Below are 14854 nucleotides of genomic sequence, written 5' to 3' on the forward strand. Positions count from 1 at the left end.
GTTCACATTTATGAATCGAGTCTGCTAGTGTGACGCACGTTCACCTACAAGAACACTGTCGCAGGACGTTAATATGGGTGCAGGGACAAGTCAACCCGCAGGTGGAGGAGGGGTCGATGGCTCAGCCGACGGTTGTTTCAGCCGGTGAGAACGGTGCGGAGCCGGCGGGCGTGAAATCCGCGCGCCGTGCCATCGACCTGCTGGAGACCTTCGCCGCGAACGACGTCTGGATGTCGTTGTCGGACCTGCACACCCGTACCGGGTTCCCGCGGTCCAGCCTGCACGGGCTGCTGCGGACCCTGCACGAGGCAGGCTGGCTGGAGACCGATTCCAGCGGCACGCGGTACCGGCTGGGGGTGCGCGCGCTGATCTGCGGCACCGCCTACCTCGACCGGGACCCGGTGGTGCCGTTCGCCACCGAGGCGCTGGAGCAGGTGCGGGAGCGCACCGGGTTCACCGCGCACTACGCGCGGCGCAACGGCACCGAGGTGGTGTACCTGGAGACGCGGGAGTCCGCGAAGTCCATCCACCTGGTCTCGCGGGTCGGGCGCACGCTGCCCGCGCACGCGACCGCGCTGGGCAAGGTGCTGCTCGCCGAACTCACCCACGACGAGATCGACGCGCTGCTGCCGAACCCGCTCACCGCGCTCACGCCGAACACGGTGACCTCGCTCGACGAACTGCACCGCCAGTTCACCGAGACCAGGGAACGCGGCTACGCCTCCGAGATCGAGGAGGGCACGCCGGGCATCCGCTGCGTGGCCTCGGTGGTGCCCTACCGCATTCCCGGCACCGACGCGCTCAGCTGCTCGATGCCGGTCGACCAGGTCACCGAGGCCGAGGCGCGGCGGGCGGGCGAGCTGATCGCCGAGATCACCACCGAACTCGGGCAGACCCTGCGACGCGCCGGTATCCGCTGAAGTCCCTGGTTGGAAAGAAAGAGGCGTCATGGCAGACGAGCGCGTCCTGATCACGGGTGCGTCCGGGGTGGTGGGCACCCTGATGCGACCGCGGCTGGCCAAACCGGGCCGGATCCTGCGGTTGCTCGACCTGCGCCCGCCCGCTCCGGCGGAGCCGGGAGAAGCGGTCGAGGTGCTCACCGGTTCGGTGACCGATCCCGAGGCGATGGCGAAGGCCTGCGAAGGCGCCGACGCGCTGATCCACCTCGGCGGGCACAGCCGCGAGAACTCCTGGGAAGAGATCCTCGACGTCAACATCAACGGCACCCAGATCGCGCTGGCGGCCGCGCAGGCCGCGGGCATCAAGCGGGTGATCCTGGCGTCGAGCAACCACTCGGTCGGCTTCCGCCGCAACGACGAGGCAGGCCCCGATGGGCTGCCCGCCGACTCGAGCGCGCGGCCGGACACGTACTACGGCGTGGGCAAGGCCGCGATGGAGGCGCTGGGCAGCCTGTACGCGTCGCGATTCGGCATGGACGTCATCTGCGTGCGGATCGGTTCGTGCTTCGAGACCCCCGTCGTGCTGGGGCCGCGCGGCCTGACCACCTGGCTCTCCCCCGACGACGGCGCGCGCTTGTTCGAGGCCTGCCTCACCGCGCCTTCGCCAGGGTACCGGCTGATCTGGGGCGTCTCGGACAACAAACGACGGCTGTTCTCGCTGGCCGAAGCCGCCGAACTCGGCTACCACCCGCAGGACGACGCCGAGTCGTACGCGGAACAACTGGCCGGCAAGCCGGGTCCCACTGGCATCGCCGCCGATCACATCGGCGGCCCCTTCTGCACCGCCCCCCTCGGCGAGTTCAACCCCCTCTGACGTGCCCCGAATGTGGCTTTGGGGGCGTATTCGGCCCCCAAAGCCACATTCGTGTCCGCCCGCCCTGGTGGGTTGACAGGTACTGAGCCGTCCCGCATCCTACTGCGAAGTAGCTGTTACTTCTGGTTACAGCTACTTCGCAGATCCGCAACGGTGTGGAGGGCCCATGGGTGCGCGGTTCAAGGTGGTCATCGTCGGCACCGGGTTCTCCGGGCTGGGTCAGGCGATCCAGCTGGAGAAGGCGGGCATCCGCGACTACGTGATCCTGGAGAAGGCCGGCGAGGTCGGCGGCACCTGGCGCGACAACTCCTACCCCGGCTGCGCCTGCGACGTGCAGTCGCACATGTACTCCTTCTCCTACGAGCAGAACCCCGACTGGACCCGTTCGTTCTCGCGCCAGCCGGAGATCTTCGAGTACCTCAAGCGCGTCGCCGACAAGTACCGCCTGCGTGACAAGATCCGCTTCGGCGTGGAGATCACCGGCGCACACTGGGACCAGTCCAGTGGTTTGTGGACGGTCGAGACCAAAGACAGCGGAGACTTCGGCGCCCAGTTCCTTGTCGCCGGTGTCGGCGGCCTGCACATCCCGCGCGTCCCGGAGCTGCCCGGCATCGAGCGCTTCCAGGGCCGCACCTGGCACTCCGCGCAGTGGGACCACGACTACGACCTCACCGGCAAGCGCGTCGCGGTGGTCGGCACCGGCGCGTCCGCGATCCAGTTCGTGCCGCGCATCGCCCGCGAGGTCGCCCGGCTCGACCTGTTCCAGCGCACCCCGCCGTGGATCATGCCCAAGCCCGACCACGCCATGCCCGAATGGTCGAAGAAGCTGTTCCGCCGCGTGCCGGGCGTCCAGCGCGCCTACCGCACCGCGCTGTACTGGCTGCTCGAAGCCCGCGCGATCGGGTTCAACGGTCACCCCAGGATCATGAAGGCGGGTGAAGCCGTGGCCAGGCGGCACCTCGCCAAGCAGGTCCCCGACCGCGAACTCCGCCGCAAGCTCACCCCGGACTACACGATGGGCTGCAAGCGCGTGCTCATCTCCAACGACTACTACCCGGCGCTCGCCCGTGACCACGTCGACGTGGTCACCGACGGCATCCGCGAGGTCCGCGAGCACTCCATCGTGGACACAGCGGGCGTCGAGCACGAGGTCGACGCGATCATCTACGGCACCGGCTTCCACGTCACCGACGCGCTGGAGTACTTGCACATCACCGGCGTGGACGGGCGCGACCTGGCCAAGGAATGGGCCACCGAGGGCGTGCGCACGCACTTCGGCATCACCGTCGCCGGGTTCCCGAACCTGTTCTTCCTGCTCGGCCCGAACACCGCGCTGGGGCACAACTCGGTGGTGTTCATGATCGAGTCCCAGGCGCGGTACGTGGTGGACGCGATCAAGCTGACCGACCGCCACCGGGCCACCGCGCTCACCGTCCGCGAACAGGCGCAGGACCGCTTCCAGGCCGAGATCCAGGACAAGCTGGTCAAGGGCGTGTGGACGCAGGGCGGCTGCAAGAGCTGGTACCTCGACGCGAAGGGGGTGAACCGGACCATCTGGCCCGGCTTCACCTGGCGCTACTGGCAGCGCACCCGGCACGTCGACCCGAGCCACTACGAGCTGACGGGCACCCGGCGATGACCGACCGGCAGGACGAGCAACTGGTCCTGCGTGCCCGCGACGTCCGGTTCGACTGGTCCACGCTGCCGATGCACTGGATCCCGGCGGAACCGCAGGCCACGCACACGATCAACGTGCTGCACCTGCTGCTGCCCGAGGGCGAGCGCTGGTTCGTCGAGCTGTTCAAGCAGGCCGTGCCGATGATCCGCGACGAGCGGCTGCGCCAGGACGTGCTCGGCTTCATCGGCCAGGAAGCCATGCACGCCGAGGCGCACAGCGGGGTGCTCGACCACTTCGAGGCACACGGGCTCGACCCGCGGCCGTACACCCGCCAGATGGAGTGGGTGTTCCGCCGCCTGCTCGGCGATCGCGAACTGTCGGGCAAGGCGCACGAGGAATGGATCGTGGAGCGGGTCGCGATGGTCGCCGCGATCGAGCACTACACCGCGTTCCTCGGCCAGTGGATCCTCGACTCCGTGCCGCTGGACCACGCCGGCGCCGACCCGACCATGCTGGACCTGCTGCGCTGGCACGGTGCCGAAGAGGTCGAACACCGGGCCGTCGCCTACGACCTCTACCAGCACCTCGACGGCCGGTACCTGCGGCGGGCGCGGACGATGGCGCTGGTCACGCCGGTGCTGGCGTGGCTGTGGGTGCGCGGGACCCGGTTCCTGATGGCCGCCGACCCCACGCTGTCGGAGAAGGCGACCTGGCGCGCGTTCCGCAGCGCGGCCCGGCGTGGGCTCGTGCCGAGTGGACGCGGACTGATGCGCGAAGTCCGGCCGTACTTCCGGCGTTCGTACCACCCGTCCGAGACGGGGAACACCGAGCAGGCAGTGGCTTACCTCGCCGGTTCCCCGGCGGCGCTGGCGGCCGAGTGACCCAGCCGAGGTTCCCGCCGCACCTGCACGGCCGGGCCCGCGCGGACCGGCTGCTGTCCACGCTGAGCGGGGTCGCGGTGGTGTACACGCGGCTCAGCGGCCTGAGCGGACGGCGTCGGCCGCCGGTCGCCACCGTCGACCGCGACCTGCCGATGGTGGTGGACGAGGTGAAGGTGGTAGCCGATGGGGTGAAAAGCCTGCGGCTGTGCCGGATCGACGGTGCTCCCCTGCCGTCGTGGCGGCCGGGCGCGCACCTCGACCTGGTCCTGCCGTCCGGTCGTGTCCGGCAGTATTCGCTGTGCGGCTTCCCCGAGGACCCGCATTCGTACCGCATCGCCGTGCGGCGCATCGAGAACGGGAACGGCGGTTCCCGCGAAATCCACGAGGCGATCGACAGCGGCACGCGACTCACCGCACGCGGCCCGCGCAACGCGTTTCCCTTCGTCAGCGGCGATTCCTACCAGTTCATCGCGGGCGGTATCGGGATCACGCCGATCCTGCCGATGGTGCGCGCCGCCGCGAAGGCAGGCGTGGACTGGCGGCTCGTCTACACCGGCCGTGACCGCGCCTCGATGCCGTTCCTCGATGAATTGTCCACATTGGACGTATCACGGGTGTGGATCCGCCCGGACACCGAGTACGGCATTCCCGCCTCAGGCGCCGAACTGCTCGAACAGACCCCGGCGGGCGCTCACGTCTACTGCTGCGGTCCCATCCCGATGATCACCTCGGTACGCACGGACCTGCCCGCGAGCCGCGCACGCACCGTCCACTTCGAACGCTTCGCCGAACCACCGATCGTGGACGGCAAGCCGTTCCGGATCGAACTGCGCCGCACCGGCACCACCGTGGACGTCCCCGCCGACCGATCCGCTCTGGAGGCGATCCGCGCGGTCCGCCCGGACGTCGCCTACTCCTGCCGCCAAGGCTTCTGCGGCACCTGCCGGGTACGCGTGCTGAACGGCCCGGACCCCGACATGCTGATCTGCGTCGGCCGCGGCACCGGCACCATCGCACTGGACCTCTGACTCACGCCGGCACCGGGCTATAGTGCTGCGGTGTTCACCGACAGCTACCGGTACCCCGACGCCGGCGACCGGGTCACGGCTTCGTTCATCGAGCGCCATGAGCCGTACTCCGGCTACTGGGTGGCCAGCGAACGCCTGGCGCTGGAGCGCCTGACCGAGCGGCTCGGCACCGGCCCGCGCGAACGTGTCCGCGCGCTGGACGCGGGCTGCGGGTTCGGGCGGTTGCTGCCGTGGCTCAGCCGCCGGGCGGCGACGATCACCGCAGCCGACCCCGATCCCAGCCGCCTCGCCGCCGCGCGCGAACAGCGTGACGCGCTGGAACCCGGCACCGAGATCACCTTCTCCGACGCCGACAGCTCGAGCATCGGCGGCGGCCCGTACGACCTGCTGTTGTCCAGCCACGTGATCCAGCACGTGCCGACCGGCGTGGTCGGCACGATCCTGCGTGACCTCGCAAGGCTCGCGGCACCGGGCGCGGCGCTCGTGTTGTGCTACAGCCGTTCACCTTTCGGCCGCGGTGCTTACACACTCGATGTGCTCGAAAACGGGGAAATCCGCTCCGAGCCGATCGACCGCGCCCGCTTCGACGAGGTGGTCAGCGGCCCCGGGATTCCGGACACGCTGCCCGTCCGCCTGCTCGACCCGGCGGAGCTGCACGCGGAGGCGGCTGAGGCGGGCTGGACGCTGGACTGGGAGTGGACCTACCACGTGCTCGACGACCTGGCCGGGTTGGACGCGCACGGCGATCGCGACGAGCTCGTCAACGAATCACCGCTGCTGGTCCGGGAAGCGGGCCGCGACATGGTGAGCCTGTTCCGGCGGACGGCGAGAGCATGACCGAATGGCCGGCCGGGGCGACGCGCAACAAGCTGCTGCTTTCGTTCGCCTGGCCGGTCCCGATGTCCACGCGTGAAGCCGAAGTCGTCTTCCGACCGGACCGCGAGCTGCTCGAACCACTCACCGGCAAGCCCGGCACGGACTGGTCGGTCGCGGAAGGCTTCCTCACCACGCACACCGAACAACCGGTCCGCTACCGCTTCACCGCACCACTGGCCATCGGCGAAGGTGACGCGAAGGTCCCCTGTGGACTCACCGCCACCTGGCACCCCGCCTACCACGCGACCACCTTGCTCATCACTGCCACGATCTCGGGCCGCGACGGCGTACTGGAAACGTCCGATGTGGACCGTTCGATCGCGGTCCTGCACAGCCTGAACCGCCGCCCGGCCGAACTCGGCGAGGCACCCGCCGCCGTCCACGGCTGGTACCGAGATGTGCGGTACGCGTCGCTGCGGGCGGCCGTCGCACAGGCCTACGCGGAACTGACCGACGGCTGCGAGGTGGTCGAACCCCTGGACCGCAACGGCTGGTGCATCGAACTCCGCGGCTACGACGGCCGCCCACCCGACGCCACGGTCGCCGCCGACCCGCGCCCCTTCTACGGCCTGGCCCACGGCGACGAAGGCTGGCGCTTCGTCCCCCACGAAGTCGCCCGTCAGTCACTCGGCGAGGCCTGGGGCACACGGACTTTCGTCGCCATGTACCCGGTCTCCGCCGGGATCGTCTGCCTGAACAACAAGGACGACGAATACTCGGCGCACCAAGCGGAACTCGCGCAACGGTACTTCGGCAAGGTGGAACCGTACTTCAACCTGGACTCGGAAATCGGCGGCCTGGACCACGGCGGCCTGCTGGTGCTGGAACGGGTCCTGATCCGGATGGCGCTGGCACACCAGTGGCTGCACCAAGCCCAACGAGAACTCGCCGAAGCCACGGACGAATCGCGCGCGGTGAACCGGAACCGCCTGCTGCGGGGTTCACTGGACGACATCCTGCAGATGCTGAACTCCGTACTCCCACCCGAGGTCGACTCCCTGGAACGACGGCTGATCACGAACATGGGCGTCGAACGGATCGTGCGCCAACTGGACCGGCAAGCGGAAGCCATGGACGAAGAAACCCGGTACGCCTACGAAAGCACCGTCAGCGCCCGGGTCACCCGCCTCACGGTCGTCACCGTCATCCTCACCGTGGTCACCATCGTCCTGGGCATCCTGCAAGTAGTCTTCACCGTCTAGCCATGTCACAAATGTGGCTTTGGGGGCCGATTTCGCCCCGAAAGCCACATTCGTGACACCACACCCCCCTCCTCATGCCGTGAATGTGGCTTTCACGGCGGAATCGGCCGTGAAAGCCACATTCACGGCACCCACCCCTCTCCCCACCACCCACCGCCACCCTCCCACCAAACCCGAGCACCAGTCCCCACCCCCCAAACCCGAGCACCAGAACACCAACCGCCACCCGGCAACGGAAACCGACCACGCTCCCATCCCCACCTCCCCCATCCCGGTCCAAAGCCAAAAACACGGCGAGGCTCCCTTTGTCAAGGCATCATTCCCGCCTTGACAAAGGGAGCCTCGCCGTAGTCACACTAAAAAACCGGGATGGAACCCAAAACCCACCCCTACCGAGCCCTCCTCTTCCGCACCATATCCCCCAAAACCACCCCCGCTCCCACCAAAACCATCACCACACTAACCGGAATATGCAACCAATCCGGCAGCAAGTGCAACTGCACGAACCAGCTCTTCGACGAGCTTTCCGCCACCCGGTTGATGAATCCCCCGACTCCCTGCACCACCAGGATGATGCCGAGCACCTCGATCATCGTCGTACCCCTTCCCGAGTTCCCGAAGCAAACAGCTGCCACACCGGTCCGGTGACCAGCCAGATACCGGCGATCCACCCCAGCCGCGGGAGCCAGGCGCTGCCACCGGACCACAGCGCCGTCGTCTGCGACGGTGTGCCGACCACCAGGGCCAGTACCAGCAGCACCACCGCGGCGATCGCGCACGCGATCAGGCACTTCCCCCATTCACGCCATTCGTGGCGCAAGCGTTCGGCGCCCCCGCGTTTCTCCGGTGCCGGGCCCCCGGCGAACCGGTGGGCGAACCGGACGTCGGCCCAGCGGATCATGCTGGGCCCGAACACCACGCTGAAGCCCAGGTAGACCGCGGCCAGCCCGTGCGTCCACGACGCCTGCCCGCCCCCGGCCATATCGATCATCGTGGCGACCAGCACCACCACGTCGATCAGCGGCGTCATCGCCAGCAGCACCACACTGGTCCGCCGCAACCGCAGCAGGTACCGCGCTCCCAGCCCGGCGGCGATGAACACCCAGAACCCGATCTCCCCCGCCGCGACCACCGCCGCCATCGGGTTGTCCCGGATGAAGTCGAGCACCTTGTCCATGGCACCCAGCCTGCGCGCCCGCCCCGCGCCCGCGCGTCGGTGAACGGCAGGACCGGGTGGTCATCACTTCGGAGGACGAGCCGCCCGTGCGCGTGTGCTGTGATGGTCCGCGTGCGACTGGAATACCGTCGGCTGCCGCCGTTCACCCAGGACGTCGGCATCGCCCTGCTCTACTTCGCCGGCGGCTCGCTGCTGTACTTCTCCGGCATCTACCCGATCTTCGGCCAGCCCGCGCACCTGATCTGGACGCGCTTCCTGCTGCTGGCGCTCGTGTGCTCCCTGCAACTGCTGCGCCGCCGCAAACCCGCGCTGGCGCTGGTGCTGGCGGCCGTCCCGTTCGGCGCCGACATCTGGCTCGGCATGTCCGCGCCGATCCTGATCGCCTTCTCCGACCACCTCTACGCCGCCACGCTCTACGGCTCGCGGCGCCTGAGCCGAACCATGATCGGGCTCGCCGCGACGGCCACGACCGGCGCCGTGGTGATCGCGCTGATCCTCGCCGAGGACTGGCGCACCGCGGTGCTCGCCGCGGTGGCCGCGGTGCCGTTCATCATCACGCCGGTGTGGTGGGCGTCCAACATCCGCACCCACCGCGAGATCGCGCTCCGGGAACGCGCCAACGCCCGGCAACTCGCCCGGATCGCCGAACTGGACCGCAACGCCGCGGTCGCCGGTGAACGCGCCAGGATGGCCCGCGACCTGCACGACGTGATCGCCGGGCACCTGTCCGCCATCGCGATCCAGTCCGAGGCCGCTCTGTCCATCGCGGACGGCGCCGATCCGGACACCATGCGCAAGGTCCTGAAATCGGTGCGCGGGAACAGCGTCGACGCGCTCGAGGAGATGCGCGCGATGATCGGCCTGCTGCGCTCGGCCGGGGTCGGCGAGGACGAGACCACCGCGCCCGCCCGCCTCGGCGAACTGTCCAAACTGGTCGAATCGGCGCGCGCGAGCGGCGTGGCGGTGACCGTGGCCAACGAGATCGAGCCCGAGGTCGCGCTGCCCGCCGCGGTGGACCTGACCGCCTACCGGATCACCCAGGAGGCGCTGACCAACGCGGTCAAGCACGCGCCGGGCACCTCGGCGGCGGTGCGCCTGCGGCTCGACGGCAAGATCCTCACCGTGGAAGTCACCAACGAGCTGACCACCCCCGGGCGGTGCTCGGACACCGGGCACGGCCTGCTCAACATGCGCGAGCGCGCGCAGGCCATCGGCGGCTCCTTCACCGCGGGCCCGGCCGAACCGGGCTGGCGGGTCTTCGCCGCACTGCCGATCGGAGGACAGTCCTCGTGAGCATCCGCGTCCTCGTCGCCGACGACCACGGCGCCATCCGCGCCGGGCTGGTGATGATCCTGAACCACGCCGAGGGCATCGAGGTGGTCGGTGAGGCGGCCGACGGCGCCACCGCGGTCCGCCAGGCCAGGGCCCTGCGCCCGGACGTCACGCTGATGGACGTCCGCATGCCCGGCGTCGGCGGCATCGCCGCCACCCGCGAGCTGGTCGCCGAGCAGCTCGGCCAGGTCCTCGTGCTGACCACCTTCGACCTCGACGAGTACGTCTACGCCTCGCTGCGCGCGGGCGCGGCGGGCTTCCTGCTCAAGTCGGTCGAGGCGGCGCGGCTGGTGGAGGCGGTCCGCCTGGTGCACGCCGGGGAGGGCGTGCTCGCGCCGCAGATCACCCGCAAGCTGATCAGCGCCTTCGCCACCGCCGCGCCCCCGAAACCCGCCACCCCACCCGGGCTGGCCGAGCTGACCGACCGGGAGCGCGAGGTGCTCGGCTGCCTCGGCGAGGGCCTGTCGAACGCGCAGATCGCGAGCAGGCTGTTCATCGGCGAGACCACGGTGAAGACGCACGTGTCGCGCGTGCTGACCAAGCTGGACCTGCGCTCGCGGGTGCAGGCGGCCATCCTGGCGCAGGAATCGGGCCTGGCCGGACAGCAGCGCTGAGCACTAGGTTCGCCAGGTGCCCCGCCTCGACGCGCACCACCACCTCTGGAGCCAGGCCGGTATCGACCGCGGTGACTACCCGTGGATGCCACCCGACGGCCCGCTGCCGGAGGAGTACCTGCCGGACCGCCTGGCGCCCGAGCTGGCCGCCGCGGACGTGACCGGGACGATCGTCGTGCAGGCCGCGCCGAGCGTCGCCGAGACCCGGTTCCTGCTCGACCTGGCCGCGCGCACCGAGTTCGTCCTCGGGGTGACCGGCTGGCTCCCGCTCGAGCAGCCGGACGCGCTGGCCGAGCTGGCGGCCGACCCGTACTTCGTGGGCGTGCGCCCGATGCTCCAGGACCTGCCGGACGACGACTGGATCGGCAGGCCCGAGGTCCGTCCCGGGTTGCTCGCGCTGGCCGATGCCGGGGTCCGGTTCGAGGCGCTGACCTTCACCCGGCACCTGCCGACGTTGTACGCCGTGCTGAGCGACCTGCCCGAGCTGACCGTCGTGCTCGACCACCTGTCCAAGCCGTCGTACGACTGGGAGGCGGACGACGGCTGGCGGGCGTGGATGGGCAGGCTGGCCGAGCTGCCGAACACGTGGTGCAAGCTCTCCGGGCTGCTCACCGAAGTGGACACCGGTGCGCCGGTCGACCGGTTCGTTCCGTACGCGGCCTTCGCCTTCGACCGGTTCGGCGAGGACCGGGTGCTGTTCGGCAGCGACTGGCCGGTTTGCCGCCTGCGCGCCGAATACGGCGACGTGGTCCGGTTCACCGAGCAGCTGATCTCCGCGGCCGGCCTGGGCGACGCGGAGGGGTTCTGGCGGTCCAACGCCGAACGCTGCTACGGCGTCCGGCTCCGGTGACAGCCCGCAATCCTTCTCTTTTTTTGCCGAGCTTCCGGCGGCGGGCACACAGCGTGACAAAGACCACGCCCGCCCTCCGGTGAGCGGCAGGCCCATCTCGGGCCCGGCCGGGTCCCGGTTCGTCGCTTACCGCATTTTCTCGTTCTCCACCAGGGAAATCGACGAGAAACCGAGTAAACCTCGAGCGGGCCCGGAACGCCCGGTTTTCGTCACGCCCCGCCTTCCGCCGGATAACGGTTCGAAATTCAGCTCTGAACGAACACCGATTCGTGACCCCGTTTCAGCCACTGGAACCGGCCGCCGAGCGGCTCCCCCGATAGGGCCCTGACCTGCGGAAATCCCATACACCATCACCGGCTGTTCCCACCGCCGGGGGCCTCTTGCGACATCCGGGGTAAATCGGCGTGACACACCTCCCACGGACTCGGGAACACTTGCGGCTTCCGAAACGTCTGCAAGAGTAGAAGCAGCGAACACCGAGGAGCCGGAGACACCCCGTCGCCGGATAAGTACCGGAGTGGTCGCGGCTGGATCGATGGCATCGGCCCCGCCGATGCCGGGACGGAGGGAGACTCCCATGACTTCACCCACGCTCACCCGCCCCGAACTGACCGCTGCGGACCGTTGCGACCGGTGCGGCGCGGCGGCCCAGGTTCGAGCCGTGCTCCGCAACGGCGGCGAGTTGCTCTTCTGCGGCCACCACGCCAGGGCCCACGAGGACAAGCTCAAGGAGCTCGAAGCGAACATCGAGCGGGGCTGACAAAACCCGGCGAGCCATCCATCCGTCTCAGGCGGGGATCCCCCACGGGATCCCCGCCCCTGTATTTCCGGCCGCGATCTCTCAGACCGTGTCCAGAACGCCTTCGAAGGCGACCTCGGCGGCGCCGAGCAGTTTGACGTCCACGCCCAGCGCCGACGGCACGATCCGGGTGCCCCCGACCGCGCGGCTGACCATGCTGCGCCGCTGCACCTCGGCGGTGACCTGGCGCACGACCTCTTCCGGCAGCATGCCGAACAGCTCACCCAGCACCACCAGCTGCGGGCCGAGCAGGTTCACCACGTTGACCAGGCCCAGCGTCAGCCACTCGGCGAACTCGCCGAGCTTCTCGAGCGCCTTGGCCGGGTCCTTCTCCAGCTCCCGCAGCTCCACCAGCAGCACCCCGCGCGGGGTCTCCTCGGAGACGTCCAGGGCCCGCCGAAGCGCCGCCTCGCCGACCTCGGTCTCCCAGCAGCCGCTGCTGCCGCAGTAGCAGTCACGCCCGCCGGGCCGGATGACCATGTGCCCGAGTTCACCGATGTAGCCGGCCGCGCCACGCAGCGAGGAGCCGTCGGCGATCACGCCGCCGCCGACTCCGACGTCCGCCGACACGTACACCGCGTCCGACGAGCCCTTGGCGACCCCGCGCAGGTGCTCCGCGACCGCGCCCAGCTCGGCGTCGTTGCCGACGACCACCGGCATCCGCAGCACCGAGCCGAGCCGCTCGCCGAGCGCCACGTCGGTCCAGCGCAGGTTCGGCGCCTGGTGCACGTACCCGTCGGAGCGCCGGACCACGCCGGGCACCGAGACACCGGTGCCGATCGGCTGCACGCCGAGGTCGGCGGCGAGCATGCCCGCCGACTCGATGACGTGCGTGATCACCTCGTCCGGTTCCCGCGAGCGGCCGCGCAGGTTCCAGCTGTTGCGGCCGAGGATCTGCCCGCCGAAGCCGACCAGCGCGAGCGCCACGTGCTCGACCTGGATGTCCACCGCGAGCACCACCGCGGCCTGCGGCTGCGGCAGCACGAGCAGTGAGGGTCGCCCGGCACCCCGGCCAGGTCGCGGCACCCGCTCTTCGACCACTCCCGCCTCGGCGAGGCTGTCCACCAGCGTTTTGATGGTGCTGCGGTTGAGGCCCAGTTCAGTGGCCAGGGCGGCCCGGGTGACCGGGCCGCCCACGTGCAGCAAACGCAGCAGGGTCGTGCGATTGTGCCTGCGCACCTCGTCGGGTCGTGCAACGGGCGTGCTGGTCACGATGGTTATCGTCCCATGTGCGAGGTCAGCGCGGGGAAGCCGCCGCGCGGCGCCGCGAGAGCGCGTCCACGCTGGCCGCCAGCAGCAGGACCAGCCCGGTCACGATGGAGACCACCGCGGCGGGCTGCTTGAGCAGGCCGAGGCCGTTGGCCACCACGGCCAGCACGGTGCCACCGATGACCGCGTCGAAGACCCGGCCCTTGCCGCCGAACAGCGAGGTACCGCCGATCACCGCCGCGCCGACCGCGAACAGCAGCGTGTTCAGGCCACCGGCCTGCGGGTCCACCGAACCGACCTTGGACGAGTAGACGATCGCGCCGACCGCGGCCACCGCCGAGGACACCACGAACACGCTGGCCCGGATCTTGGTCACGTTGATGCCCGCGCGGCGCGCCGCCTCGGCGTTGCCGCCGACGGCGTAGATGTGGCGGCCGTAGCGGGTGCGGTTGAGCACGTAGGTGCCGATGGTCAGCAGCACCAGCACGATCGGCACCACGTACGGCACACCCGAGATCACGATGGTCGGGCTGGGCGCGCGGTTGATCGTGAGCAGGTAGGTGGCCACCGCGCCGAGCACGGCGACACCGCCGACCTTGAACAGCACCAGCGGGGTGGGCTGGGTGACCAGCCCGCGCTTGAGGCGGGTGAAGTGCCTGCCCAGGGTCACCGCGGCGAAGCCACCGGCACCGACGACGAACAGCAGCCAGCTGCCGAAGGTGGACAGGTTGCCGTTGGCCACCTTGTCCAGCACGCTCGACGAGCTGATGCCGAGCACCCCGCCGTCACCGATGAACTGCAGGATGACGCCCTGCCAGGCGAGGAACAGCGCCAGCGTCACCACGAACGAGGGCATGCCGATCTTGGACACCAGGAAGCCGGTGATCGAGCCGATCGCCGCGCCGACGCACAGCGCGAGCAGCATCTCCACCCACGGGTTGGCCGCGATGCCGAGCATCGCGATCGCGATGGCCACCACCGAGAGCACGGCACCGGCCCAGAGCCGCAGGAAGATCGCCAGCGCCGCACCGACGCCGAGCACCAGCACGAAGATGTAGAACACCGTGGAGCCCATGCCGCCGAGCAGGTTGCCGTTCTCCACGTAGTGCATCGCCATCACCGCGGCGGTCACGCCGGAGGCGGTGCCCGCCGCTAGGTCGATCTCACCGATCAGCAGCACGAACACGATGCCCATCGCGATGATCGTCTGCCCGGCGCCCTGCGCCAGCAGGTTCGCGATGTTGTTCAGCGAGAGGAACACGTCCGACATCCCGGCGAACACCGCGACCAGGACGATCAGCCCGAGCAGCGCGGGCAGCGAACCGAGCTGCCCGGCGCGCAACCGGGAGAGGTAGTCGCGGACGGCTTCCGCGGTGGACATCGAGGTGGTGTCGATCCCGAAGTCGGAGATCGCGGCCTTCGCCGAACCGGAGCCGGTCGCCTCCGGCTCGGCCGGCTTGGCGGGGGTCTCAGTCATGGTTCTCTTCACTTCTCC

General features: G+C 69.7%; 15 protein-coding genes. 11 read left to right on the forward strand and 4 right to left on the reverse strand.

Going from position 1 to position 14854, the window contains the following annotated elements; genetic code table 11:
- Window positions 1-116: 116 nt before the first annotated feature.
- The 7 genes from JOM49_RS36550 (at window position 117) to JOM49_RS36580 (ending at window position 7378) form a co-directional block, all read left to right on the forward strand.
- On the forward strand, window positions 117-920 hold the full coding sequence (locus tag JOM49_RS36550) for an IclR family transcriptional regulator (RefSeq protein ID WP_209668692.1): 804 nt from the start codon (window positions 117-119) through the stop codon (window positions 918-920).
- 28 nt (window positions 921-948) lie between these two features.
- Window positions 949-1773: an NAD-dependent epimerase/dehydratase family protein gene (locus JOM49_RS36555; RefSeq protein WP_209668693.1), complete on the forward strand. Its 825-nt coding sequence runs from the start codon at window positions 949-951 to the stop codon at window positions 1771-1773.
- A 166-nt stretch (window positions 1774-1939) separates the two neighbouring features.
- Window positions 1940-3412, forward strand: a complete 1473-nt coding sequence (locus tag JOM49_RS36560) for a flavin-containing monooxygenase (RefSeq protein WP_209668694.1) — start codon at window positions 1940-1942, stop codon at window positions 3410-3412.
- Complete coding sequence (locus JOM49_RS36565) at window positions 3409-4272, forward strand: metal-dependent hydrolase (RefSeq protein WP_209668695.1); 864 nt, start codon at window positions 3409-3411, stop codon at window positions 4270-4272. The genes JOM49_RS36560 and JOM49_RS36565 overlap by 4 nt, the downstream gene beginning before the upstream one ends.
- Window positions 4269-5300 carry a PDR/VanB family oxidoreductase gene (locus JOM49_RS36570; RefSeq protein WP_209668696.1) on the forward strand — a complete coding sequence of 344 codons (1032 nt, stop codon included), beginning with the start codon at window positions 4269-4271 and terminating at the stop codon, window positions 5298-5300. Before JOM49_RS36565 ends, JOM49_RS36570 begins: the two co-directional genes overlap by 4 nt.
- Window positions 5301-5330: 30 nt before the next feature.
- A complete protein-coding gene (locus tag JOM49_RS36575; RefSeq protein ID WP_209668697.1) occupies window positions 5331-6137 on the forward strand; it encodes a class I SAM-dependent methyltransferase in 807 nt (268 codons plus the stop codon).
- Complete coding sequence (locus JOM49_RS36580) at window positions 6134-7378, forward strand: hypothetical protein (protein WP_209668698.1); 1245 nt, start codon at window positions 6134-6136, stop codon at window positions 7376-7378. Before JOM49_RS36575 ends, JOM49_RS36580 begins: the two co-directional genes overlap by 4 nt.
- A gap of 389 nt (window positions 7379-7767) precedes the next feature.
- Here JOM49_RS36580 and JOM49_RS36585 read toward each other — a convergent pair whose 3' ends face one another.
- On the reverse strand, window positions 7768-7971 hold the full coding sequence (locus JOM49_RS36585) for a hypothetical protein (RefSeq protein ID WP_209668699.1): 204 nt from the start codon (window positions 7969-7971) through the stop codon (window positions 7768-7770).
- Window positions 7968-8555 carry a hypothetical protein gene (locus JOM49_RS36590; RefSeq protein ID WP_209668700.1) on the reverse strand — a complete coding sequence of 196 codons (588 nt, stop codon included), beginning with the start codon at window positions 8553-8555 and terminating at the stop codon, window positions 7968-7970. Before JOM49_RS36590 ends, JOM49_RS36585 begins: the two co-directional genes overlap by 4 nt.
- A gap of 102 nt (window positions 8556-8657) precedes the next feature.
- Between JOM49_RS36590 and JOM49_RS36595 the strand changes: the two genes are divergently transcribed.
- From JOM49_RS36595 to JOM49_RS36610, 4 genes are all read left to right on the forward strand, one after another.
- Window positions 8658-9848 carry a sensor histidine kinase gene (locus JOM49_RS36595; protein ID WP_209668701.1) on the forward strand — a complete coding sequence of 397 codons (1191 nt, stop codon included), beginning with the start codon at window positions 8658-8660 and terminating at the stop codon, window positions 9846-9848.
- Entirely contained in the window at window positions 9845-10501 is a 657-nt protein-coding gene (locus JOM49_RS36600; RefSeq protein WP_209668702.1) for a response regulator, read from the forward strand. The genes JOM49_RS36595 and JOM49_RS36600 overlap by 4 nt, the downstream gene beginning before the upstream one ends.
- Window positions 10502-10517: 16 nt before the next feature.
- Window positions 10518-11351, forward strand: a complete 834-nt coding sequence (locus JOM49_RS36605; protein WP_209668703.1) for an amidohydrolase family protein — start codon at window positions 10518-10520, stop codon at window positions 11349-11351.
- A 577-nt stretch (window positions 11352-11928) separates the two neighbouring features.
- Window positions 11929-12111: a DUF7455 domain-containing protein gene (locus JOM49_RS36610; RefSeq protein ID WP_209668704.1), complete on the forward strand. Its 183-nt coding sequence runs from the start codon at window positions 11929-11931 to the stop codon at window positions 12109-12111.
- Window positions 12112-12192: 81 nt separating this feature from the next.
- Here the strand turns inward: JOM49_RS36610 and JOM49_RS36615 are convergent, their stop codons facing one another.
- Together JOM49_RS36615 and JOM49_RS36620 are read right to left on the reverse strand one after the other, a co-directional pair.
- Complete coding sequence (locus JOM49_RS36615; protein WP_209668705.1) at window positions 12193-13362, reverse strand: ROK family protein; 1170 nt, start codon at window positions 13360-13362, stop codon at window positions 12193-12195.
- Between the two features lie 25 nt (window positions 13363-13387).
- Window positions 13388-14836 carry a sugar ABC transporter permease gene (locus tag JOM49_RS36620; protein WP_209668706.1) on the reverse strand — a complete coding sequence of 483 codons (1449 nt, stop codon included), beginning with the start codon at window positions 14834-14836 and terminating at the stop codon, window positions 13388-13390.
- Window positions 14837-14854 lie beyond the last annotated feature (18 nt).

Source organism: Amycolatopsis magusensis, assembly GCF_017875555.1.
In the GTDB taxonomy this organism is placed as follows: Bacteria; Actinomycetota; Actinomycetes; order Mycobacteriales; family Pseudonocardiaceae; genus Amycolatopsis; species Amycolatopsis magusensis.